We start from the raw sequence: 24,787 nt of genomic DNA, 5'->3' as shown, positions 1-24,787 counted from the left end.
AATGACGCCAAAACAAATTGTTGCCGAACTTGATAAATATATAATAGGGCAGGATAATGCAAAAAAAGCCGTAGCGATTGCTCTACGCAACCGTTATCGTAGAAGTCAACTTTCGCCCAAAGATAGAGAAGAAATTACGCCTAAAAATATAATTCTTAAAGGTCCTACCGGCGTAGGCAAGACCGAAATTGCTCGTAGGCTCGCTAAACTTGTAAAAGCGCCTTTTCTAAAAGTTGAAGCTACTAAATATACCGAAGTAGGTTACGTCGGTAGAGATGTAGAATCAATGGTTCGTGACCTTGTAGAAGTAGCCATTCGTTTAGTAAACGACGAACGTTGTAAAGACGTCGAACAAAAAGCACGAGAAATGGCGATAACCAAAATTTGTGAAATTCTCCTTGCCGACAAGAACTTCCCCGAAAATATTAATAAAACTACAATTCGTGACGAAGTAAGTTCGGGACATCTTGACCACCTTCCAATCGAAATAAATATTACCGAAAAACCTCAATCAATCGAGCTTGTTCCCGGTAGTGGTAACGAACTAAATTTAGGCAGTATTTTCGGCAATTTAATGCCAAATAAAACTAAAAAAAGGCGCTTAACCGTTGGCGAAGCTATGCGAATATTAATAGCCGATAACGCAGAGAAACTAATTGACAGCGATTCGGTCAACGCAGAAGCAATCTCTCGTGCCGAAAACGAAGGGCTAATATTTATTGACGAATTAGATAAAATTGCCGGCAAAGGCAGTTCTAATGGTCCTGACGTTTCTCGTGAAGGCGTGCAAAGAGATATTCTACCCATAATCGAGGGCTGTTCGGTTAACACAAAATATGGCAATATTCGTACAGACCACATCTTATTTATTGCAAGCGGAGCTTTCCACGTTAGCAGTGTTTCGGATTTAATTCCCGAATTACAAGGTAGATTTCCTATTTTAGTCGAGCTATCAAGCTTAAACAAAGCCGACTTTGTTAAAATTTTAACCGAACCCGAAAATGCTATTACCTCGCAATACACTAAATTACTCTCGGTCGATAACATTAATCTACAATTTACCGAAGATGGTATCGAGGCGATTGCCGACTTTGCGGTAGACTTTAACAATACCTTTGAAGATATAGGCGCAAGGCGACTTCAAAGTATTCTTGAACACATTACCGAAGATATTTCTTACGAAGTCGAAGAAGAAAATAAATCTCAAACAATAATAATTGACAAAAAATTTGTTACGGCTTATTATTCTAGCGAGGCTAAAAGTCTTAATCTTAAAAAATACATTTTGTAAACCAAGGAGAATTTTCATATATGCAAGAGTTTCTTAACGGATTAACAAGAACAGATATGTGCGGAAAGTTATCGGCAAAAGACGTCGATAAAAAGGTCGTCTTAATGGGCTGGGTACATCGCAGGCGTGACTTAGGCAGTTTAATGTTTCTACAACTTAGGGATATTACAGGCATTGCGCAAATAGTATTTGACACCGATATCTGCGACCAATCTTTGCTTCAAAAGGCTAGCGAAATCAAACTCGAATATGTAATAGCCGTTTGCGGTTTTGTTCGCCTAAGAAAAGAGGGCAATACTAATTCTAATATGACAACCGGCGAAATTGAAGTATGCGCAACCGAACTTAGAATTTTATCTACCGCCTTAACTCCACCGTTTTCAATCGGCGACGACACGGCGGGCGAGATGTTGCGTTTACAGTACCGCTACTTAGACTTGCGTCGTTCAAAATTACAGCAAAACTTAATTTTACGCAGTAAAATATGCAATATTGCCCGCAACTATTTCGACGAATGTGGTTTTTGCGAGATAGAAACGCCTATTTTAGGCAAGAGTACGCCCGAAGGAGCAAGGGACTATCTTGTTCCAAGTCGTATTAAACACGGTTCTTTTTACGCTCTTCCGCAAGCGCCCCAACTTTATAAACAACTACTTATGATGGGCGGTATGGACAGATATTATCAAATTGCTCGTTGTTTTAGAGATGAAGACTTGCGAGCAAATCGTCAACCCGAATTTACTCAAATCGATATGGAGATGTCGTTTATCGACCAACCCGATTCGATTATCAATCTTGTTGAGGGTTTAATAATTCGTTGGTTTGATAGACTTTTAAACATTAAACTTGCGCCTCACTTTATGCGTATGACTTATGCCGAATCTATGTCTAGGTTTGGCACGGATAAGCCCGACCTTCGTTATGACGTTGAGATTAAAGATATAACGACTACGTTAAATAACTGTGGTTTTTCAATTTATCAAGATATTATTAATGATAATGGCTATATAGGAGCGGTTGTTCTTCGTGGCAAACAAGCCGAGCTTTCTCGCAAGACTCTTGACCGTTACACTGAGTTTGTAAAGGGTTATAAAGTTAAAGGGCTAGGATATTTTGCAGTTGAAGAAGGTTCGATTCGTAGTAGCTTTGCTAAGAATTTAACTCCGCAAGCTACTAAGGACTTTGAACAAAAGCTTAATTTAGCCGTCGGTGATATCGCCTTTGTAATTTGTGACAAAGTTGCCGAAAAAGCTCAAACTGCGCTAGGGGCTTTACGTTGCGAACTTGCAAGTAAATTTAATTTAATTGACAAAAATGACTATAAGCTACTTTGGATAACCGAATTTCCTTTGCTTGAATATAGCGAGGACGAAGGTCGTTTTGTAGCCCGTCACCACCCGTTTACCAGTCCAATGGTAGAGGACCTACCATTACTTGACTCTAAACCGGGTTTAGTGCGCGCAAAAGCTTACGATATTGTAATTAACGGCGACGAGATGGGTGGCGGTAGCATAAGAATATGCGATACTGAAATGCAAGAGAGAATGTTTAATGTTTTAGGTATTCCCGAAGAACAGATAAAAAACCGCTTTGGATATTTTGTAGACGCTTTAAAATATGGCACTCCGCCTCACGGAGGTATGGCTTTTGGACTTGACAGGCTTACTATGGTGCTAGGCAAAATTGACAATATTAGAGAGGTAATAGCTTTTCCTAAGACTCAAACCGCAACTTGTATGATGTCGCAAGCGCCAAACGTAGTAGATAAACCTCAACTTGCCGAGCTAGGCATAGAAGTGATTAAAGAATGATTGAACACGGCAAAATAATTAGCGTTAAAAAAGATTTAGCCGTTGTGCGTATTATGCGTACTTCGGCTTGTGGCAACTGCAATATGTGTAACATTTCTCAAAAAGATAAATTTGTAGATTTAACTGTTCCAAACACCTTAAACGCAACTGTCGACCAAACCGTAGAACTTGATATCACCGGTGTTTCGGCGACCGCAACATCTCTAATTGTCTACGTTATACCGCTTGTATTTGCATTTTTAGTTATGCTTCTTGCAAGCATATTTCCTTTGCCCGACTGGGCGCTTGTGTTAATTTTTGTTTTTGGGTTGGCAATAGGGTTTATTTTTGTAAGATGTATTGACAAACGGTATGCAAGTAAGCTAAAATTAATACCAAGAATGTTGAAAATAGAGGAGAATGACAATGAACGAATTAATAACCAATCTTGATAAGCAAACATTTGACGATTTTATAGCCACAGGCGTTTGTCTAGTAGATTACTGGGCGACCTGGTGCGGTCCTTGCAGAATGGTAGCGCCAATTCTTGAAGAAGTAGCTAAGCTACTTGACGGTAAGGCTAAGATAGGCAAAGTCGATGTTGATAACAATCGAGAGCTTGCTACGTTAGCCGAAGTTTCGGCTATTCCAAATATGTGCATATACAAAGACGGAAAATTAGTTGACCGCATAGTAGGCGCTATTCCGCAAGCTGAAATACTCGAAAAGATTAAACAATATTTATAGGAGCTTACAAAATGATAGATTTAAAGATTTTAAAGCAAAACGACCCCGCAATTTACGAGGCGTATGTTAAAGAACTGACTAGACAAAGACAGAATATCGAACTTATCGCAAGCGAAAACTTTGCTTCTCCCGCCGTTCTTGCCGCTATGGGTTCTCACCTTACAAATAAATATGCCGAAGGTTACCCTAATAATCGTTATTATGGCGGTTGTGAATGTATTGATATCGTAGAAGATATCGCTCGTGACCGTGCTAAACAACTTTTTGGAGCAGAACACGCAAACGTTCAACCTCACTGCGGAGCAAATGCAAACACCGCTGTATACATAGCGTTTTTAAAGCCCGGCGATACAATAATGGCAATGAACCTCAATCACGGCGGACACCTTTCACACGGTAGCAAAGTAAATATTTCGGGTAAATATTTTAACATTGTGCCTTATGGAGTAACCAAAGAAACCGAAACAATCGACTATGACGAACTAGAACGCATAGCCTTAGAAAGTCACCCTAAGATTATTGTTGCGGGAGCGTCAGCTTACGCTCGTTTTATTGATTACAAACGTTTCCGTGAAATTGCCGACAAGGTTGACGCAATCTTTATGGTAGATATGGCGCACGTTGCCGGTTTAGTTGCGGCAGGTTTACACCCAAGTCCCGTTCCTTATGCCGACGTAGTTACAACAACTACTCATAAGACGCTTAGAGGTCCTCGTGGCGGACTTATCCTTTGCAAAGAAAAGTGGGCTAAAAAAATTGATAGCGGAGTTTTCCCCGGAACGCAGGGCGGACCTCTTATGCACATTATAGGCGCTAAGGCAGTATGTTTTGCCGAAGCATTGCAACCCGAATTTAAGATTTATCAACAAAAAGTTCTTGATAACGCTCAAACTCTTGCAAATACCCTTAAAGAAAAGGGGCTTAGGCTTGTTTCTGGCGGTACTGACAATCACTTAATTTTGATTGACCTATCAAATACAGGCTTTACCGGCAAAGACTTAACTGTTATGCTTGACCGCATACATATTACGGTTAACGCTAACGCAATACCTTTCGATACCCTTCCTCCAAAAATTACAAGCGGTATAAGAATTGGTACTCCAAGCGTAACAACACGTGGTATGGGCAGTCCCGAGATGAAACTAATCGGCGATATTATCGGCGACGTAGTTGCAAACGGCGAAGCTTGTCTTGAAAAAAATCTTGCAAAAGTGCTTGAACTAACTCAAAAATACCCGCTTTATGCAAATGATATTTTAGACTAATCATAGACTTAGAAAACTTATCTTAATTACCTATAAACAAAGACAGAAATATTTATTTATTTTTGTCTTTTTTATTTATTTTTATTTGACATTTGTCAGCACTATTGTTATACTATTCCTAGTAAAAAGGTAGGAATTAAAAATTATGAAAATGTCGGCAAAATCTCGCTATGGACTGTATGTTTCGGTCATTCTTTCTCAAAATTACAGTCAAGCCAAACTAATTACCTCAACCGAGCTTGCAAATACTATTCACGTAGGGGATAAATACCTCGAACAAGTTCTTTCTCTACTTAAAAAAGATGGTATTATTGTTGCGACTAGGGGCGCTTATGGCGGTTACCTGCTTTCTAAACCACCGCAAGATATTTCGGTAGGTAGAGTTTTAAGGGCGTGCGAAGATAACTTACTTATAGTTGATTGTATCGAAGGCAAATGTAACGGCAAACACGACTGTATTCCCTTTAAGCTATTTAACAAACTTTATTCGCATATTAACGCATTTTTAGATAATATTTCGCTTTTACAACTTTTGGAGGAAGATAAATGAAAGTTTATTTTGATAATTCGGCAACAACACAATTAGATAGCCAAGTTTTCGAGGCTATGAAACCATATTTTTGCGATAATTTCGGCAACGCCGACAGCCTACATTCTTTTGGTAAAGTTTGTTCTATTGCAATCGACAAAGCAAGATTAAGCGTAGCGAAAGCAATTAACGCAATGCCCAACGAAGTGTATTTTACCGGTTCGGGTAGCGAGGCTAACAACTGGGCTATTAAAGGAACAATGTACGCTAGGGCAAACAAAGGCAAACATATAATAATATCTACAATCGAACACCATTCTATTTTAAATTGCGTAGAATGGCTTGCGAAAAATGGTTTTGAGGCTAGTTATGCTCCCGTAGACGAATTTGGCTTTGTCAAAGTAGACGAACTTACTAAATTAATTCGTCCCGATACCGTATTAATTTCAATAATGTACGCTAACAATGAAGTTGGGTCTATTCAACCTATCGAACAAATTTCGGCTTTGGCTCACTCTAAGGGTATATTAATGCACGCCGACTGCGTTCAAGCTATGGGCTCTATCCCAGTTGACGTTCACAAACTTGGCGTTGACCTAGCTACCATTTCGGCTCATAAATTCTACGGACCTAAGGGTGTTGGCGCTCTCTATATTCGCAACGGTTTAATTATCGACAAACTAATCATAGGCGGAGGACAAGAAAGAGCGCAAAGAGGAGGCACGAGCAATACGCCAGCTATCGTTGGAATGGGTAGAGCTATTGAAATAGCGACCTCGACCCTACAAGAAAACGCTAAATATATAGCAAGTATAAGAGATTATTTTGTATCCCTAGTTCAAGAAAAAATTCCGTTTATTCGTTTTAATGGAACAGCAAACACAGCCGTTAGACTACCGAGCAATGCAAACTTTTGTTTTAGATATATTGAAGGCGACGGTTTGCTTACATTGCTTGATTTTGCCGGAATTGCAGTTTCTAGCGGTTCGGCTTGTTCGTCGCAAAGCTTGCTACCTTCGCACGTTTTACTTGCTATGGGGGTAGATATTGTTGACGCTCACGGTTCGATTAGATTTTCCTTTGGCAAACACAACACAATGCAAGAAGTTGATTACTGCGTAGAAGTTCTTGCCGAAAGCGTAGAAAAATTACGCAACATTTCACCATTATTTAAATTATCACAAGGAGAAAAGATAAATGTATAACGATAAAGTATTAGAGGTCTTTGCTCACCCTAAAAATGTAGGCGTAATTGATAACGCCGACGCTATCGGCACAGTAGGCAACGCTACTTGTGGCGATATTATGAGTATTTCTCTAAAAATCGATAACGACATTATTACCGACGCAAAATTTCAAACTTATGGCTGTACAGCTGCAATAGCTACCAGTTCGGTTGCTACCGAGATGGTAAAGGGAATGACCTTAGACCAAGCCTTAGACCTTAAAAACGCCTCAATAGTCGAATATTTAGAGGGGCTTCCGCCTCAAAAAATACACTGCTCGGTGCTTGCGGAAGAAGCTATTAAAACGGCTATCGCTCAATATAGAGAAAAAAACTCTACTGCGAAATAAACTATTGTTAGTTTAACCGAGTAAAAATAAATTTAATAATTTTACCTACTAATTTTATCTATATTTCACGCATTTTACCCATTGCTTTTACTCACACTAAGGCAAAGGGGGTGAATTTAATGCAAATTAAAGGTTTAATTATAGGTCTAACCGTAGGAATAACAGCGGGTCTTGCGCTTGCGCAAATTCCGCAAGTTAAGCAAATGTTTGTAACTGGTAAGAAAAAGTTACTCAAACTAATGAATAACGACTAACAAGGTAGCGAAAGCTACCCTGTTTTCTTTATTTTACACATATCTAAACAAAATATATAATACTATTTCTGTAATAGTATATCATAGGTAATTTCAATTAAAATAACTTTAATAAAAGACTATCAATTTTTTTGCGAATATGTTAATATAAAGAAATGAGTAGAATAATGAGCTTAGATATCGGCGACAGACGCATAGGCGTTGCGCTTTCCGACAAAATGCAAATAATTGCAAACCCGTTTTGCACCTACGAACGAACTACAATCGAACGTGACCTTGCATATTTTGCTTCTGTTTGTTTTGCGCAAGACGTAACCGTAATTGTGTCGGGGTTACCAATTAGTATGAACGGCAATGAAAATGCCCAAACTATTAAGACTAGGGAATTTGCCTCTCAACTTAGCGCAAAAACGGGTCTTGAAGTTAAGTTTATTGACGAACGATTGACCACTGTTTCGGCGGAACGTGTTTTGATAGAGGGTAATGTATCTAGGGATAAACGCAAAGGCGTTATAGACAAGGTAGCGGCGACCATAATACTACAAAGTTATCTTGATTATTATAAAAAATAAATTTTTGGAGGAACTACAATGAAGGATAAGACCGAGCAAATACCAGTTGACGAAGACAGAGTTATAACTCTAACAGACGAGGACGGCAAGGAATTAGAGTGTTATCACTCCGCTACAATCGAGCACGAAGGTAAGAGCTACGCTTTCTTACAACCAATGGAAGAAACCGACGATCTTGACGACGATTGCGTTATTGTATTTGAAATAAGCGAAGACGAGAATGACCCAGAGATATTCAACCTCTTACCGGTAGAAGACGAAGCGTTACAAGACACTTTGTTTGAACTATATGACAAGATGGCTGAGGAATTTGAAGGCGAAGAATGTGGTTGTGGTTGCGGTTGTGGCGACGAATGCGATTGCGACGACGAATGCGATTGTGACGACGAGTGCGATTGCGGTTGTGACGAACACAAACACTCAGCCGAAAAGTGCGATTGCAATAAGAAATAATATTTCTTAACTATTAAGTTATCAATTTAATTTATCTAATAACAAGCGATATGCAAACATAAGTAGGTTATAATTTGTATATCGCTTTTGTTAAGTAATTTTACATTAACATCAATCATTTTACTTATATTTACAAGTTATTCTTACTAATAACGCCTAAAATGAGTTCAAAAATAATTGCTAAAAGTAACAAGCTATGTTATAATTTACAAGGTTTAGTACGCACTTGTATCAATTCGGCTTTTGTGCCTTGTAAAAAGGTTTGCCGTAGTAAATGATGCAAGGAGGTAAAACAATAAAAGTAAAGGAGTGTAACACAAAATGGCAGTAGTTTCAATGAAACAACTATTAGAAGCAGGCGTCCACTTTGGACACCAAACAAGAAGATGGAACCCTAAAATGAAGAAGTACATCTATTCGGAGAGAAATGATATTCATATTATTGACCTTCAACAGACCGTACTACTTGCCGAGCAAGCTTATAACTTTGTTCGTGACATAGCCAAAGAGGGTAAGTCAATTCTATTTGTAGGCACAAAAAAACAAGCTCAAACAGCTATTCAAGCTGAGGCAGAGCGTTGCGGTATGTTCTACATCAATAATCGTTGGTTAGGCGGTACGCTTACCAATTTTAAGACAATTCGCACTCGTATTGACAAACTTAACAGTATCAATCAAAGAGAACTTATGGGCGAATTTGACCTTCTTCCCAAAAAAGAAGTTGCTAAACTTAGAAGCGAAAGAGATAAATTACAAGCAAATATCGGCGGCATCAAAGATATGCCCGGTATGCCCGGTTGCTTATTTGTAGTAGACTGCAAAAAAGAAGCTATTGCAATCGCCGAAGCTCATACCCTTAATATTCCTATCGTAGCAATAGTAGATACTAACTGCGACCCCGACGAAGTTGACTGCGTAATACCCGGTAACGACGACGCAATAGGCGCAATTAAGATTGTAGCCGCTGTAATTGCAAACGCTGTAATCGAAGCCAAAGAAGGCGTAATATATCAAGTAGAAGACGAAGTTGCAAGAGAAGAAGTTAAAGCAAAAATAGTTGAAACGCCTATTATCAAAGATCAAGAGATTGAACAAATTGTTACCGAAACAGTTGTTGTAGCCCAAACGGCAGAAGAAGTTGTAGAAGAAAAACCCGTTAAAAAAGCAAGAGCAAAAGCAGTCGAAGTTGTTGTCGAAGAGCCAAAGGCAGAATAATTATTAAGGAGTTTAAATAAATGGCAGAATTTACCAATCAAGATATAATGAAATTACGTGAAACTACCGGCGTAGGTATGATGGATTGCAAGAAGGCTCTTGTTGCCACAGCCGGCAATTTTGACGAAGCAATTAAATATTTAAGAGAAAAAGGCATAGCCTCAGCAGCTAAAAAAGCAAGCCGTATCGCAGCAGAAGGCGTTGTAGGCAGTTATATCCACATGGGTGGCAAAATAGGCGTGTTGCTTGAAGTCAACTGCGAAACAGATTTTGTCGCTCGTAGCGAACAATTTACCGACCTTGTTCACAACCTATGTATGCAAATTGCAGCGACAAGACCCGAAGTTGTTTCAATCGAAGACGTTTCCCAAGAAAAAATTGAAAGCGAAAAAGAAATTCTTATTGCGCAGGCTAAAAACGAGCCTAAGCCTAAGCCCGAAGCTATTATTCAAAAAATGGTTGATGGTCGTATTAAAAAATATTACACCGAAGTTTGTTTACTCGAACAACCTTATGTAAAGAATGATGAAATTACTATTAAAGAGTTAATTAATCAAACAATAGCCGCCGTAGGCGAGAAAATATCAATTAGAAGATTTACTTGTTACCAGATGGGCGAGGGACTTGAAAAGAGGTCAACAGACTTTGCAAAAGAAATTGCCGAACAATTAGAATCTATCAACAAATAACAATTTATAAAAGGGGACAAGCAATTTTGTCCCCTTTTGATAAGGAGCAATAATGCTAAAATATAAGAGAATTGTTTTAAAAATTAGCGGTGAAGCGCTTGCGGGCGGTAAAGGCTTTGGTATCGACAATAATGCCGTAGACTCAATAGTCGAACAGCTTAAAACTCTTTACGAGCAAGGTTTGCAAATTGGTCTTGTTGTCGGCGGAGGTAACTTTTGGCGTGGTAGGCAAGGCGAACAAATGGATAGGGCGGTAGCCGACCACATGGGTATGCTTGCAACCGTTATAAACGCCTTAGCTATTCAAGACGCTCTTGAAGCTAAACTTATTCCCGTAAGAGTGCAAACTTCCCTAGAAATTAAACAAGTAGCCGAACCATATATTTTGCGTAAAGCCCTTAGTCACCTACAAAAAGGTCGCATAGTAATATTTGCTTGCGGAACAGGTAGCCCTTACTTTACTACCGATACGGCGGCTGCGTTACGCTCGGCGGAACTTCACGCAGATTGTTTGCTTTGCGCTAAGGCGGTAGACGGCGTGTATTCTAGCGATCCCAAGATTGATATAACAGCAAAAAAATATTCCACAATAAGTTATATGGACGTTATAAGCAAAAATTTACACGCTCTTGACACCACAGCTATCTCAATGTGTATGGAAAACAAAATTCCTATTCTTGTTTTTGCTCTTGCCGACAAAAATAGCATAATTAATGCGGTGGAAGGTAAAAATATTGGCACAATTATTGAATAACTATTGAAATTTACAATTTTATTGAGTATAATATAAGTATATTAGTAGAGGAGAATTATTATGGTTTACGCTAACGAAACAATTGAATTAATCTTTATGGACGTTGATGAAAGAATTGCCAAGTCCATAGACTATATGAAGAGTGAATTTTCCCTTATGCGAGCAGGCAGGGCTAACCCTAAGCTAGTTGAAAAAATTCTTGTCGACTACTATGGCGCTCCAACTCCTATTTCGCAAATGGCAAACATTTCTAACCCAGAAGCAAGACTTCTAGTCATTTCCGTGTGGGACAAATCTATGTTAAGCAAGGTCGAAAAAGCTATTTTTGCTGCAAATATCGGCGTCACGCCTCAAAACGACGGCATAGTAATTAGACTTGTTTTTCCTGAGCTTAACCAAGAACGTAGGCTTGAATTAGTTAAATCTGTTAAAAAACTTACCGAAGAAGCCAAAGTTGCAGTTAGAAATGTTCGCAGAGACGCTATGGAAAGTCTAAAAAAGATTAAAAATGAAAAGACTATATCCGAAGACTTAATTGAATCTTACGAAGACGAGATTGACAAAATCGTGGCTAAACAAATCGAAGCGATTGAACTTCTTGGCAAGAACAAAGAGGCGGATTGTTTAGTAGTTTAACTCTTTGACAACGCATACTTAGTTTATTGGTCAATGCCGTGTCAAAGAAACACGGCATTATTTAAAATATCGAGGTATATATGACGCCTAGTCACATAGCTTTTATTATGGACGGTAATGGTAGGTGGGCAAAATTAAGAGGTCTACCACGCAAAGAAGGTCACAAAGAAGGACTTGAAACTGTTCATAAAGTTATTGATAATTGCCTAGAATTTGGCATAAAATATGTAAGTCTATTTGTGTTTTCGACCGAAAATTGGAAACGCCCGAAAACCGAAGTTGACGGGCTGTTTAGTTTGGCTTGTCGTTATCTCGACAGCTTTAACGACGAATCGGGCAAAATTCGCATTATTTTTACTGGTAGTTACAATTCTTTACCGCAAACATTAGTAAACAAAATTAACAAAACAGTTGAGAATACTTGCAATAACAATGATATTACAGTTAACTTGTGTTTAAATTATGGCGGTAGGGCGGAAATTGTTGAAACTGCAAATAAATTTATTCAACTAGGCAAAAGAGTAAGCGAGAAACAATTTACTCAAACTATATTAAATGAACTTCCCGAAATAGACTTTGTTGTCCGTACGGGCGGACAAATGAGGCTAAGCAATTTTATGTTATATTCGTGCGCATACGCCGAATTATACTTTACAGATTGCCTTTGGCCAGACTTTGACAAACAACAACTTTGTACGGCATTAGAAATATATCGTAAGAGGATACGTAATTTTGGAGGGGTAAAAGAATAAATGATACAAAAGAGAATTTTTATGTCGACGCTCATTATGATTGTATTTGTTGGTATGATACTACTAGGAGAATTTGTCGATAGATATTATGTTTCATTTTTCTTGTGCGCAGTCATAGGCATCTGCATACTAGAAACTAGAAAAGCGCTCGGTCCAAAGATACCCGACGAACTTAGTTGGCTAGTTTGGTCGTACGCAATCGTCTTTGGCATACCTTACTTTTGGTTTGGTTATACCGGTATTGTTTTATTTAGCTTACTTATATTTATTATCGGTTGCGCTATTACCATATTTAAAAATTTACCTGAGGGTTCGCTACAAAATTTTGCTTTTGTATTGATTTATCCTGCATTACTTCTTTCAACATTGTTTTATATCAACAAATCAGCAAGTTCGGTAGAAATAGGGCCGGGTAATCCTATGTTTGATAACGGTTATATTGTAGATTCGTTAAGAGGCGAACAACTTTTACCTTTAAATACAGTAGGACTTGCGTTAGTATTCGCTATTTCTTGTATGTCGGACGTATGCGCTTTAATCTTTGGCGTATTGTTTGGCAAACACAAGCTTGCTCCCGTTATATCGCCTAACAAAACAGTCGAGGGCGCTATTGGCGGAGTGTTTGGCGGTATTGTTGGCGCCGGACTTGTGTTTTTCTTATTTGAAGCCTTACCGCTTATGAATGTTCATTGGTTTAAAGCAGGTATACCGCTTAGTATGCCTATGAAAATAATATGTTATCTTTTAATGGGTATATTTGGCTCGATTTGCACTCAAATAGGCGACCTGCTTGCTAGCTATGTAAAACGGCATTGCGGTATTAAAGATTACAGCCACCTTTTAGGCTCTCACGGAGGATTTATGGATAGGTTTGACGGCATAATGCTCAACAGCGTGTTTGTTGCGGTAATATGGACGTTTATCCTATAATACAATACAAATATGAGAAGAATTGCAATTTTAGGTAGCACAGGCTCTATTGGAAAACAAGTATTAGAAGTTGTGGCGTCACATAAACAAGATTTTCGTGTTATTTCGCTTACGGCTTACTCTAACGCCGAGTTATTGCAGGAGCAAGCTCTTAAATTTTTGCCTACATATTTGGGGTTAGTTGCTAGTGACGGCAAGGAATGTTTGACTAAGGCGGTTGAACAAAATATTGACCTTGCAATATTTGCGACAAGCGGAATCGACTCTCTTGACGCTTTTATTTATTGTTTGCTTCACAACATTGACATAGCTGTCGCAAACAAGGAAATTATAGTTTGCGGGGGCGACCTAATCGCCAGAATGAGGAAAAATAGTCTTAGCAAAGTTTTTCCCATAGACAGCGAACATTCGGCGATATGGCAATGCGCCGACGGAAAACCTATACAAAAAATTACAATCACAGCTAGCGGTGGTAGTTTTTATAACGAACTTTCAAGTAGACTTGAATTTATCACTTACGACCAAGCTAAAAAACACCCAAAGTGGAATATGGGCGCAGATATAACAATAGACTCAAATACAATGTTTAATAAGACTATGGAAGTTCTCGAAGCGCATTTTTTATTTGACGTTCCTATTTCAAACATTGATATTGTAGTACACCCACAATGTATAGTTCATTCTTTTGTTCAATTTGTTGACGGTTCAACGCTAGCGCAACTTGCCCAACCCGATATGAGATTGCCGATACAATACGCATTAACTTACCCGACAAGAATTAAATCGCAAGCGCAAGACCTTAAACTTACCGAACTTAGAGAGCTAAACTTTTTGCCTCTTGACAAGGAAAAATTCCCTTGTTCGGTTTTATGTTACAATCAACAATGTAACAGTGGCATAATGCCTACTGTTATGGTCGCAAGTTGCCTTGCTCTAAGAAAATTATTTGAAAAGAAGAAGATACATTTTACCGACTTTTATAAAAATATTCTTTTTGTTGCCGATTCTTTTTACCCGAGTTTAAAGTCAATGGAAGTAACAAAAGACAATATTTTTAAAGTTTATAGTTTGGCTTACAAATTTCTTATGGATTATTATGAGGAGAAATAAATGACATTTCTTTTAAGCGTTACGGTTGGTCAAGTCTTTGCTAAAATAGGCTATATTTTAATTGCCTTATTAGTATTGATGTTTATGATTACTATACACGAACTTGGACATTATACTTTTGGAAAACTTTTAAAATTTAAAATTACCGAGTTTTCTATTGGTATGGGGCCCAAAATATTTCAAAAAAAACATAAAACAACCGATGAAAAGTTTTCAATTAGGGCAATTCCTCTTGGCGGATATTGTTCTTTTGACGGCGAAGACGAAGAAAAATTAAATAGTCCCGACGCTTTTAATAATCAAAAACCTTGGAAAAGACTGATTGTTCTTTTTGGCGGAGTTTTGTTTAACTTTGTTTCTGCAATTTTAATTGCAATTATAGCTTTTTCTTGTTTTGGCGAATATAGACTTACAACTTACACTATTTATGAAACTTCGCCTAACTACGACAATAACACAATTCAATTAGGCGATATTATCTTAGGTATTAATGGCAAAGATATATATTTTCCTGCCGACTATACCGAATTAATTCAAGAATCTGGCGATTCTGCAAGCGTAACGGTATTTAGACCTACTGATAAAACTGCGCCCGTTACCAAAATAAGCGATAAACAAGGCGAAATTCTCACCCTTTTAAACGTTAAAATCTATACCTATAAGATTATCGGCGAAGACGGCAAGGAAAAGACCTATAACGACTTTGGAATACGAGTAAAGAGTAGCGCCGAACGTATTGTTACGCCATTTTTCCAATCGTTTGGCAGGGGCTTTGTCTTTTGCGGTAAAGTAGGAACGGTTGTTCTCAAAACATTAGGTCAACTAATTACCGGCGTAATCGGGATAGAGAGCGTAGGCGGGCCAATAACTACGATTGATATGATAGCTAGCATAGTCGCAGTAGACTTTACCAGCATTCTTTTCTTAATAGTCCTTATTTCGGTCAACCTTGCGGTATTTAATTTATTGCCTCTACCCGCTCTTGACGGGTGTAGAATGATATTTGTGCTAATCGAATGGATAAGGGGCAAACCCATTAATCGCAAAGTTGAGTCGTGGATACACGCTGTCGGTATAATTCTTTTGCTTGCCTTTGTAATATTTATTGACGTATTTAAATGGTTTTAGCTATGAGAAGGATTACCAAAGAAATTAATATCGGGAGCGTTGTAATAGGCGGAAACAACAAAATAGCCGTTCAGTCTATGACAAACACTAAGACAAGAGATATAGACGCTACACTTCTACAAATTGAACAGCTTAAAAGAGTCAACTGCGATATAGTTAGGCTTGCTGTTTTTTGTCAAGAAGACGCAAATGCCTTGTCTAAAATTGTAAGCTCTTGCTCTTTGCCCATTGTCGCCGATATACATTTTAACGCTCAGTTTGCTTTAAAGTCTATCGAAAGCGGTGTGGCAAAAATTCGTATAAATCCCGGTAATTTTCCAAAAGAGTCTTTAAATTATATTATAGATTCGGCAAAAGAACACAATACAGCTATAAGAATAGGCGTAAATAGCGGTTCTCTCGACAAAGACCTACTTTCAAAAGGGTTAAGCCAGCAAGAAGTTTTTTTATCGGGCATTTCTCAATACATAGATATGTTTGAGCAACGCAAATTTACAAAACTTGTTTTGTCGGCAAAAAGCACCTCAGTTAGTCAAACAATAGCTGTAAATTGCGCTCTTTCTCAAAAATTTGATTATCCGTTACATATCGGGCTTACCGAAGCCGGCGTTATGCAATACGGAATAGTTAAAAACACTTTGGCAATTTCTACTTTGCTCAGTCAAGGCATAGGGGATACCATTAGAGTTTCGCTTACCGAAAATCCAATCGAAGAAGTAATCGTAGCTAGAAATATTCTTCAAGAATGTGGTTATCCACAGCAAAAAGTTGACCTTGTGTCTTGCCCAATGTGTGGAAGATGCCAAATTGACTTAGTTTCGGTTGCAAAACAAGTATACGATTATGTAAAAAATATTAATGTTCAACTAAAAATAGCCGTTATGGGTTGCGAAGTCAACGGACCGGGCGAATGCGCAAGTGCCGAACTAGGTCTTGCCGGCGGTAGACAAATTTCATTTTTTAAAAAAGGCGTTATTTACAAAAAAGTTGATAAAAAAGACGCAGTAAAGCTTTTTTTACAAGAGATTGACAAACTTGTGATTGAAAAACAATTAAATTCTAAATAAACCACTAAAAATATAAGTATATTTGTGATAATTATTCGTTTTAATATATTCTAACTCAACTTAAAGGTACAAAAGGTAAAAATGTTAGCTCAAAAAATAAGAGAAGTTACAGGCAAATATGAAGATTTAAGGTTACGCAAAACTGTCATTGATACGAATAGACAAGACGTAACTTATACTTTTTGTACTAAAAATTCTTTAAGCGAGGAGCAAAAAAAACAAATTAGGGCTCTTACCTATAAATTTAACGATAATTCTTACGAATGTTACATTAAATTTATGCTTGATACTTTCACGAATGAAGAAGTTGAGGAAATTATCCAACAATTTATGGACGACCACCCATCAATTAAGCATCGTCTAACTACTCAACCTTCAATTTTACTTAATGATGGCAAGTGCGATATTGCTTTCGATTTAGATAAGCTGACTTTTCAAATATTTGAAAATGCTCAAATTAAGCAACAATTACAGTCAACTTTTACAAATATATCTGCTTTAACTTTTAATATTTCTATAATGGTTCACAGTAGCGATACTAAAATTGACACTCTAAAAGAACAGGTTAAAGTTTACCAACAAATTAGTCTTAACGCCGAGCTTTCTAAGCCTAAACGATTTAATAAAGTTGTAAACGTCGAACGTTTTGTCGGCAAAAAGATACTTAGTCAACCACGATATATTATTGACCTAGTCGATACGCAAAAATCTTGCGTCGTTTGCGGTAAAATATCTAATTTCAATATACTGGAATCTAAAAAAACAACGGCGATTATCTATAAATTTACTCTAACCGATTATAGCGGTAGCATACAAGCCGTAGCTTTTGGGCGTAACGACGTTGCCCTTAAATTATCGACTTTGAGAAATGACCTTGATGCGCTTGTTTGTGGCGCAGTAAGTTTTTCAAATTACAGTAAACAATTAGAATTAAAAGTTTATGACATTTCTCTTTGTAATATTCTACCAATGGAAGAAAATGTTAATACGACAAAACCTATGCCCGAGAAATATTTATTGATTAAGCCAACAAAAGTTGCCGTTCCCGAACAAATAAAAATTGGCGGTGAAAAAACTTGCGAATATTTACAAAATAATGTAATTGTTACCTTAGATTTAAAATCTAGCGGTCAAAAAGTGTTAGAAGACAAGGTTTATTCGATTAATTGTACAAAAATTGAAAATGGTAAGATTACTTCTGGCTTTTCGACTTTAATTAACCCCGAAATAATTCTTGATATAGAAGGGGTTGACAATGCAAAATTGATTGAGTCGCCTACTATTACCGATATTATTCCAGATTTATTTAAGTTTTGCGCTAATTCTGTTGTGGTTGGGCTAAATATAGAAGTCGCTATGTCATTTATTAAATACTACGCAACGGGTTACGGTTACTATTTTAACAACATAAATTTTGACTTTATTCAACTTTCGCAAAACTATCTATTAGGTAGAAGACTAAGCGATAAAAAGAAAAAGAAGGTAAATTACTCAACGCTTAGCGAAATTTTTCAAACGTTAATACAAGAAGAATATCTTGACACTTCGCTGAGTATGGCAGTTTGTTTGCTTGAAATGTTTGTAAAAGACAACAATTTGCTATAAAGGTGTCAAAACTTTCTATATTTTAACTATTTTTACTACTATTTAAGCAATAAAACTATAAAAATTGCTTTGCAACACAAAACTATCTATTATAAAACACTTGATTATTTTAACCTATTATGATAGAATACCTATGAAGAAGTCTTAGCGAGAGTGGGTTTGCCCGCTCTCATATTTATGTAAGGATGTTTTTATGAGTAAAATTAGTCAATATGTCGAACAACTTGTAAGGCCAATAGCCGAAAGTTTAGGACTATATTTAGTAGAAGTTAATTATGTTAAGCAATTTGACGGAATGCACTTAATTGTCGTTATCGACAAGAAAGAGGGCGTTGGAATTGTCGATTGCGAAGCCTTGCATAGAGCTATTGACCAGCCCTTAGACGACCTTAACCCTACTGACGACCAGTCCTATATTCTAAACGTTTCTTCTCCCGGTTTAGACCGTGCTATTGTAACCGAATGGGATTTTCAAAAAAACAGTGGCAAACAAGTTGTAGTCAAGCTGTACGCTCCTTACCTAGGTCATAAGCAATATGTCGGCTTGTTGGTATCTCAAACTGACGAAGACGTTACAATATTAGTAGATAATAAACCAATCACATTTAAGAAGTCACTTACGGCAAAAATAACGCCGTATATAGAGTTTTAACAATTAATCGGAGGATATAAAGATGATAAGCAAAGAATTTTTTATTGCTTTGGAAGATTTGCAAAAAGAGAAAGGTATTGACCAAGACGTATTTATTAAGGCGCTCGAATCGGCGTTGACGTACGCTTGCAAAAAATCTTATGGCGAAGCGCTTAATGTTACAGTTAAGCTTAATCCCGAAAAGTCAACGATAAGAGTATTTACCTATAAAAATGTAGTTGAAGAAGTCGTTGAACCCGAAAAAGAACTGTCGCTTGAAGAAGCTCGTGAATTTAAAAAGACATATAATATCGGCGACCAAGTTATTAATGAAATTTCTCCCAAAGACTTTGGTAGAATTGCCGCTCAAACAGCAAAAAATACTATTTTAAATCTTCTTCAACAAGCTGAAAAAGATATTACTTACAGTCAATATATCGAAAAAGAAAATGAACTTTTAATCGGCGTAGTGTCTAGAATTAAAGAAGACGGCACAATTTTTGTAGAAATAGGCAAAAATCAAATGGAAGGTATTTTGCTACGCTCTGACCAAATTCCCGGCGAAAAATTTGCGCCCGGGGATAAAATTAAAGTTTTTGTCAAAAAAGTTAAAGAAGGTCTTAAAGGTACGCAGGTTATGCTTTCAAGAACAACTTTTGGTTTTATCAAAAGGTTGTTTGAAAATGAAGTTCCAGAAATTCGTTCGGGTATTATACAAATTAAAAGCATAGTTAGAGAAGCGGGTTTCCGCACAAAAATTGCCGTTACTTCGCTTGACCCCGAAATTGACGCAGTTGGCTCTTGCGTAGGCAATCACGGCACAAGAGTAAATGCAATCGTAGGCGAAATAGGCGGAGAAAAAATTGACATTATTCCGTGGAGCGCAGATATTATCGATTTTATCGCTCGTTCGCTTTCTCCTGCAAAAGTTCTTATGGTTCAAGCCGATGAAAATCTTAAAGAAGCTAAGGTAATTGTTCCCGATGATAAACTATCATTGGCTATTGGCAAAGACGGACAAAATGCCCGTTTGGCCGCTCGTCTTACAGGTTGGAAAATTGACGTTAAATCTTATAGCGTTGCTCTTGCAAGCGGTCTATTTGACGCTAACGATACCGTTCAAGAAGATGAGCCTACCTTAAATGAAGAAAATATCCAAAGTCAAGAAGTAAATCCTATTATAGCAAAAATTTTAGACGAAAATCTTGATATAGATACAAAACCTGATAATAATTAATAGATATTTAACGCAAGTTTCTATATTTATGATATAATAATAAATGGTGTTTAATTAACAAAACTATGAACAAAAAAATTCCTCAACGCACCTGTGTTGGTTGCAAACAGCAAAAAGATAAAAATTTATTATTGCGAATAGTCCACACACCCGAAGGGCAAATCGTAATCGATAAATCTGGTAAACTTAATGGTAGGGGCGTTTATATTTGTAAAGATACAGCGTGCTTAAATAAGTGTATCAAGAGCAAAGCAATAAGTAGAAGTCTTAGCTGTGAAATTAGCAAAGACGTATATAAACAATTAGAAGAAGAACTTCTAGGCTAAACATTTGGAGGTAATGGGTTTGACAACCGAAATTAAGACTACAACTGAAAACACACAAAGTTTTGACAACCTTAGAAATATCAAGAGTACAAAAGCTAAGGCTACTAAGCTATCACAACTTATAAGGTCTGCTAAACTTCAATTAGATGAGATTGACGTTTCTATCTCTATGAAGAAAAACGAATTTGCCAAGAGTGTTAACGATGCTATTTTTTCGCAAGAACAGCAAATTATCGAAGAAGTAGTACCGCAAGTTATCAGCGAGGCAAAACAGCAAGTTGAGGTCAAACCAACCGAGCCAAAAGCAAATAACGAAGTTGAAGCAACGCCCGAAAGTGTTGAAGTAAAACCGCAAGTTAACAAAGATAGCAAACCTATCGAAGTTAAAGAAAAAGTCGAACCAATTAAGCCTACCGAAGTTAGCCAAAAGGTCGAGCCTAAAAAAGAAAAGAGAATTTCTCAAAATTCTAACGCTACAAGTAGCGCAGCGCAACCTACGCTAGCAAATCCTAATATTTCAACTAAAACAAATACTGACGAAAAAGGCAACGTTACTGTAAGAAGGTTCTTACAGCCTACGCCACCACCAACTTATCCCAAAAAACCCGCAAACGTTGGCGAAAGATATCCAAGAAATCCTAACGCTAGTACGACTAGACCGCCTTACAATAATAATACCAGTAACGGCGCAAAAGCTCCTTTTGGCGGTAAATTTATACAAAATAAAGACCAAGACACTAGTGCGACTAGACCAATAGTTAAAAAACCTCTCCACCCGACGACTGCGCCAATAGTAAATACCGGCGTTGCAAAGACTTTTGGCAATAAAAATAAAACTCACGATAAGCCAGACGACAAGAAACAAATCAATAAACGCACCCTTGTCACACGCACTTATTCGCCAGAGGACGAGGAAGGTAGAATTCGCAGTAAGCCAAGAGGCAAAAAGCAACAAATTATTATTGCCCCAATGAAAAAAATCGACAAAGCTATAATTTCAACCCAAGACGTTCCAATTAAGGTTTTGAGCGATAAGATAGGTAAACCTGCAACTGAAATAATTAAGCAATTATTTAAAGAAGGCATACTTAAAAATATTAACGATTCTGTTGACTTTGAATACGCAGCGTACATCGCAAATGGCTTTGGCGTCGAACTTGAATTAAAACTTGATAAGACCGCCGAAGAAATGATGACGGATAACGGATTTGAAGACAATCTTCCCGATAATGCTAAACGACCGCCTATTGTAACCGTAATGGGACACGTAGACCACGGCAAAACTTCTCTGCTTGACGCAATTCGTAAGACTAAGGTAGCAACGGGAGAAGCCGGCGGAATTACTCAACATATAGGCGCTTATATCGCTTCGATTAACGGCGAGCAAATTACTTTTATCGATACCCCGGGTCACGCAGCATTTACTAAGATGAGAGCAAGGGGAGCGCAAGTTACCGACGTTGCGATAATTGTTGTAGCAGCCGACGACGGCGTTATGCCACAAACAATCGAGGCAATTTCTCACGCTAAGGCTGCGGGAGTTTCTATTATAGTAGCTATTAACAAAGTAGACAAACCCGAAGCAAATATCGAGCGTATCAAACAACAATTAACCGAATTTAACCTTGTAACAGAAGAATGGGGTGGCGATACGATTATGGTACCCGTTTCAGCAAAGACAGGTCAAGGTATTGACGAATTACTAGAAGCTATTCTTACAGTTGCCGAAGTTAAAGAGCTTAGAGCTAACCCCGACAAAAAAGGCGCAGGCACGGTAATTGAGTCAAGACTTGATAAGGGTCGTGGCGTTGTAGCAACCGTTCTTGTAAGCAATGGTACTTTAAGAGTTGGCGACTATGTAATCGCAGGCACTGCGACAGGCAAAATTAGAGCTATGACCGACGACAAGGGAAGAAAAATTACTAAGGCGTTACCTTCGTGGCCAGCCGAAGTAGTAGGTTTTTCCGAAGTGCCTAATGCAGGCGACTTCTTATATGTAGCCGATGAAAAACTTATTCGTAAGGTTGCCGACGAAAGAACGACTAAGATAAGAGAAGAAAGCAAGACTTCAACCGCTCCTGTTACGCTTGACGATTTCTTTGGTAAAATTGACCAAGATAATATGAAAGTTCTCAATCTAATAATCAAAACCGACGTGCAAGGTAGTCTAGACGCTATTAAAATGGCTCTGTCTAAGGTTGGCAACGAAGAAGTTAGAGTCGAGTCCATTCACGGTGGCGTAGGCGCAATTAATGAAACCGACGTAAGTTTGGCTAAGTCAAGTAACGCCATTATAATTGGTTTTAACGTAAGAGCTGACAATGCGGCGAAGATTAGCGCAGAGGCAGAACACGTCGATATTAGACTTTATCGTATTATTTATGATGCAGTTAACGACATTGACGCAGCAATTCACGGTATGCTTTCGCCTAAATTTAAAGAAGTGGTTATTGGTTCGGCATCGGTTCGTAAAATTTATAAGGCTAGTAGCGTCGGTACAATTGCCGGTTGCTACGTTACAAACGGTAAAATCACCAGAATCGCCAAGGTTAGATTATATAGAAACGACGTTTTAATATTCGAGGGCGTAATCGATACGCTCAAACGCTTTAAGGACGATGTAAAAGAAGTCGCTAGCGATTACGAATGCGGTATAACTATTGAAAATTATAACGACATTAAAGAAGACGACGTTATCGAAGCGTATATTATCGAACAAATTAAACAATAATTAAAACTATTAAACATTAAATTACAGTTTTGTAATTATAGGAAATTTATGAGCGACAGAATTGAAAAGTTAAATAGTGAATTTAGAAAAAATATCACTGAAATTATCAATAAAAAAGTAAAAAATCCAAATATTACCGAGATGTTTACCATTACTGAGGTTACTTGCGATACCGAGTTGACTTTTGCTAAGGTATATGTAAGTATTTACTCTACTTCAAGCGAAGCGTCTAAACGCACATTTGAAGGTTTGCAGTCTTCGGCGGGTTTTATTCGCAATTGTTTACTTAAAACTATGCGAATTAGAGCAGTGCCACAACTTTTTTTTGAGTTAGACCACAGTTACGAACATTCTAACAAAATAAACGAATTGTTAGCTGAAATCAAAGAAGAACCGCTTCAACAAGACGTTCTTGACAATGGCGAGAATAATGGCGACAAAAAATAGCGAGAAAAATGAAAAAAATTTTACTTTCAACACAAGAAACAGCAGATTTATTAATTAAGTTTAATAAAATTGCTTTAATATGTCATTCTAATCCCGATGGAGATACTATTGGTAGCGCCATCGGGCTAAGTCTATCCCTTTCCCAACTAAATAAGACCTGCAAAGTCTTTTGCGACGAGCAACCTAACGAAAAAATATCTCGTTTTATTCCCGAAAATTTTCAAATATATTCTAAAATTGAAGAAAAATTTGACCTTATAGTAGCTATTGATTGCGGAGATGTGTTTAGACTAGGGGAGCTTTCAGGCGAATTTAGCCAATCTTTAAATACTCTCTCTATCGACCACCACAATGGTTTGCCTTATGCGGTTTATAACTGTTTATTCAACACTTCTTCAACAGCAGAAATTATTCTAGATATAATTAAAGTATTAAATGTTAATATCGATTCAACGCTTGCAAATTTACTTTATCTTGCAATTAGCACGGATACAGGTAACTTCTCACACGCAAATACAACGGCTGATACGCTTGCAAACGCAAGTTATCTAGCTAGACACAATGTAAGTATTACCAAAGTCAATCGCACTTTTTTTAAAGAAATTAGTTTTAACCGCACAAAACTGCTAGGTCGTATGCTTGAACGTGTCCGTTCTTATTACGACGGCTTGTATTGTCTTGTATATATTATGAAAAAAGACCTTGCAGACTATAATTGTACGGCCGAGGACGCAAGCGACGTAGTAAATTACGCTATCAACATCAACACGGCAAAAATTGCAGTATCAGTTTTTGAATACGCTGAAAATGTTTATAAAGTCAGTATGCGTGGTAAAGATGTATCAATAAGAGAAATTTGCGAATTTTTCGGTGGCGGGGGACATCAATTTGCTTCGGGTTGTCAAATTAGCGGATTTTTTGAAGACGTTCTCGAAAAAATTAAAAGAGAAGTCGAAGATACGCTATCTCGCCTTAACTTAATTTAGCAACAATTTTACTTAAAGTATTGTAAAGGTTCTTTAATTTAGTAGAATTTTTACTTATTTTTTAAAT

Annotated in this window: 26 protein-coding genes and 1 pseudogene; all 27 read left to right on the top strand. The window is 37.5% G+C overall.

The features are described 5' to 3' along the window. Position 1 precedes the first annotated feature (1 nt). The 27 genes and pseudogenes from hslU (at position 2) to RR062_01100 (ending at position 24,720) form a co-directional block, all read left to right on the top strand. The gene (hslU, locus tag RR062_01230) at positions 2 to 1,291 is read left to right on the top strand and encodes an ATP-dependent protease ATPase subunit HslU (protein ID MEG2026344.1); all 1,290 of its coding nucleotides are present in this window, start codon (positions 2 to 4) and stop codon (positions 1,289 to 1,291) included. Positions 1,292 to 1,311: 20 nt separating this feature from the next. After that, on the top strand, positions 1,312 to 3,102 hold the full coding sequence (aspS, locus tag RR062_01225; GenBank protein ID MEG2026343.1) for an aspartate--tRNA ligase: 1,791 nt from the start codon (positions 1,312 to 1,314) through the stop codon (positions 3,100 to 3,102). Next, a complete protein-coding gene (locus RR062_01220) occupies positions 3,099 to 3,533 on the top strand; it encodes a SoxR reducing system RseC family protein (protein MEG2026342.1) in 435 nt (144 codons plus the stop codon). The genes aspS and RR062_01220 overlap by 4 nt, the downstream gene beginning before the upstream one ends. Continuing rightward, positions 3,508 to 3,828 carry a thioredoxin gene (trxA, locus tag RR062_01215; GenBank protein MEG2026341.1) on the top strand — a complete coding sequence of 107 codons (321 nt, stop codon included), beginning with the start codon at positions 3,508 to 3,510 and terminating at the stop codon, positions 3,826 to 3,828. The genes RR062_01220 and trxA overlap by 26 nt, the downstream gene beginning before the upstream one ends. 14 nt (positions 3,829 to 3,842) lie before the next feature. Next, entirely contained in the window at positions 3,843 to 5,093 is a 1,251-nt protein-coding gene (gene glyA / locus RR062_01210) for a serine hydroxymethyltransferase (GenBank protein ID MEG2026340.1), read from the top strand. Positions 5,094 to 5,238: 145 nt separating this feature from the next. Next, complete coding sequence (locus tag RR062_01205) at positions 5,239 to 5,643, top strand: Rrf2 family transcriptional regulator (GenBank protein MEG2026339.1); 405 nt, start codon at positions 5,239 to 5,241, stop codon at positions 5,641 to 5,643. Beyond that, on the top strand, positions 5,640 to 6,827 hold the full coding sequence (locus RR062_01200) for an aminotransferase class V-fold PLP-dependent enzyme (protein MEG2026338.1): 1,188 nt from the start codon (positions 5,640 to 5,642) through the stop codon (positions 6,825 to 6,827). Before RR062_01205 ends, RR062_01200 begins: the two co-directional genes overlap by 4 nt. Continuing rightward, positions 6,820 to 7,197 carry an iron-sulfur cluster assembly scaffold protein gene (locus RR062_01195; GenBank protein ID MEG2026337.1) on the top strand — a complete coding sequence of 126 codons (378 nt, stop codon included), beginning with the start codon at positions 6,820 to 6,822 and terminating at the stop codon, positions 7,195 to 7,197. The genes RR062_01200 and RR062_01195 overlap by 8 nt, the downstream gene beginning before the upstream one ends. A 119-nt stretch (positions 7,198 to 7,316) precedes the next feature. Then, complete coding sequence (locus tag RR062_01190; protein ID MEG2026336.1) at positions 7,317 to 7,451, top strand: hypothetical protein; 135 nt, start codon at positions 7,317 to 7,319, stop codon at positions 7,449 to 7,451. A gap of 167 nt (positions 7,452 to 7,618) precedes the next feature. Further along, complete coding sequence (ruvX, locus tag RR062_01185) at positions 7,619 to 8,023, top strand: Holliday junction resolvase RuvX (protein ID MEG2026335.1); 405 nt, start codon at positions 7,619 to 7,621, stop codon at positions 8,021 to 8,023. Between the two features lie 18 nt (positions 8,024 to 8,041). Beyond that, positions 8,042 to 8,476, top strand: a complete 435-nt coding sequence (locus tag RR062_01180) for a DUF1292 domain-containing protein (GenBank protein MEG2026334.1) — start codon at positions 8,042 to 8,044, stop codon at positions 8,474 to 8,476. Positions 8,477 to 8,797: 321 nt separating this feature from the next. Further along, a pseudogene (rpsB, locus tag RR062_01175) lies at positions 8,798 to 9,517 on the top strand (30S ribosomal protein S2). A 194-nt stretch (positions 9,518 to 9,711) separates the two neighbouring features. After that, on the top strand, positions 9,712 to 10,380 hold the full coding sequence (gene tsf / locus RR062_01170) for a translation elongation factor Ts (GenBank protein MEG2026333.1): 669 nt from the start codon (positions 9,712 to 9,714) through the stop codon (positions 10,378 to 10,380). 52 nt (positions 10,381 to 10,432) lie between these two features. After that, positions 10,433 to 11,134 carry a UMP kinase gene (gene pyrH, locus RR062_01165; GenBank protein ID MEG2026332.1) on the top strand — a complete coding sequence of 234 codons (702 nt, stop codon included), beginning with the start codon at positions 10,433 to 10,435 and terminating at the stop codon, positions 11,132 to 11,134. 60 nt (positions 11,135 to 11,194) lie between these two features. Further along, complete coding sequence (frr, locus tag RR062_01160; GenBank protein MEG2026331.1) at positions 11,195 to 11,770, top strand: ribosome recycling factor; 576 nt, start codon at positions 11,195 to 11,197, stop codon at positions 11,768 to 11,770. 80 nt (positions 11,771 to 11,850) lie between these two features. Continuing rightward, positions 11,851 to 12,522, top strand: coding sequence for a polyprenyl diphosphate synthase (uppS, locus tag RR062_01155; GenBank protein ID MEG2026330.1), 672 nt, complete (start codon positions 11,851 to 11,853; stop codon positions 12,520 to 12,522). After that, a complete protein-coding gene (locus tag RR062_01150) occupies positions 12,523 to 13,452 on the top strand; it encodes a phosphatidate cytidylyltransferase (GenBank protein MEG2026329.1) in 930 nt (309 codons plus the stop codon). It begins immediately after the preceding gene. A gap of 12 nt (positions 13,453 to 13,464) precedes the next feature. After that, a complete protein-coding gene (locus tag RR062_01145) occupies positions 13,465 to 14,562 on the top strand; it encodes a 1-deoxy-D-xylulose-5-phosphate reductoisomerase (GenBank protein MEG2026328.1) in 1,098 nt (365 codons plus the stop codon). After that, positions 14,563 to 15,690 carry a site-2 protease family protein gene (locus RR062_01140; GenBank protein ID MEG2026327.1) on the top strand — a complete coding sequence of 376 codons (1,128 nt, stop codon included), beginning with the start codon at positions 14,563 to 14,565 and terminating at the stop codon, positions 15,688 to 15,690. It begins immediately after the preceding gene. 2 nt (positions 15,691 to 15,692) lie between these two features. Then, the gene (gene ispG, locus RR062_01135) at positions 15,693 to 16,757 is read left to right on the top strand and encodes a flavodoxin-dependent (E)-4-hydroxy-3-methylbut-2-enyl-diphosphate synthase (protein MEG2026326.1); all 1,065 of its coding nucleotides are present in this window, start codon (positions 15,693 to 15,695) and stop codon (positions 16,755 to 16,757) included. A gap of 81 nt (positions 16,758 to 16,838) precedes the next feature. Continuing rightward, a complete protein-coding gene (locus RR062_01130; protein MEG2026325.1) occupies positions 16,839 to 18,362 on the top strand; it encodes a hypothetical protein in 1,524 nt (507 codons plus the stop codon). Positions 18,363 to 18,555: 193 nt separating this feature from the next. Further along, entirely contained in the window at positions 18,556 to 19,014 is a 459-nt protein-coding gene (gene rimP, locus RR062_01125; GenBank protein MEG2026324.1) for a ribosome maturation factor RimP, read from the top strand. 22 nt (positions 19,015 to 19,036) lie between these two features. Then, entirely contained in the window at positions 19,037 to 20,230 is a 1,194-nt protein-coding gene (gene nusA, locus RR062_01120) for a transcription termination factor NusA (protein ID MEG2026323.1), read from the top strand. Positions 20,231 to 20,295: 65 nt separating this feature from the next. Further along, on the top strand, positions 20,296 to 20,556 hold the full coding sequence (locus RR062_01115) for a YlxR family protein (protein ID MEG2026322.1): 261 nt from the start codon (positions 20,296 to 20,298) through the stop codon (positions 20,554 to 20,556). Positions 20,557 to 20,575: 19 nt separating this feature from the next. Continuing rightward, positions 20,576 to 23,287 (top strand): translation initiation factor IF-2, encoded by a 2,712-nt coding sequence (gene infB / locus RR062_01110; GenBank protein ID MEG2026321.1) that lies wholly within the window; start codon positions 20,576 to 20,578, stop codon positions 23,285 to 23,287. Positions 23,288 to 23,335: 48 nt separating this feature from the next. Further along, a complete protein-coding gene (gene rbfA, locus RR062_01105) occupies positions 23,336 to 23,734 on the top strand; it encodes a 30S ribosome-binding factor RbfA (GenBank protein MEG2026320.1) in 399 nt (132 codons plus the stop codon). 8 nt (positions 23,735 to 23,742) lie between these two features. After that, positions 23,743 to 24,720 (top strand): bifunctional oligoribonuclease/PAP phosphatase NrnA, encoded by a 978-nt coding sequence (locus RR062_01100; protein MEG2026319.1) that lies wholly within the window; start codon positions 23,743 to 23,745, stop codon positions 24,718 to 24,720. Positions 24,721 to 24,787 lie beyond the last annotated feature (67 nt).

The sequence above is a fragment of the Clostridia bacterium genome (assembly GCA_036654455.1).
Classification (GTDB): domain Bacteria; phylum Bacillota; class Clostridia; order Christensenellales; family CAG-314; genus JAVVRZ01.
Note: the sequence above shows the minus strand (reverse complement) of the source record. Positions and strands in the feature narration are given on the sequence as shown.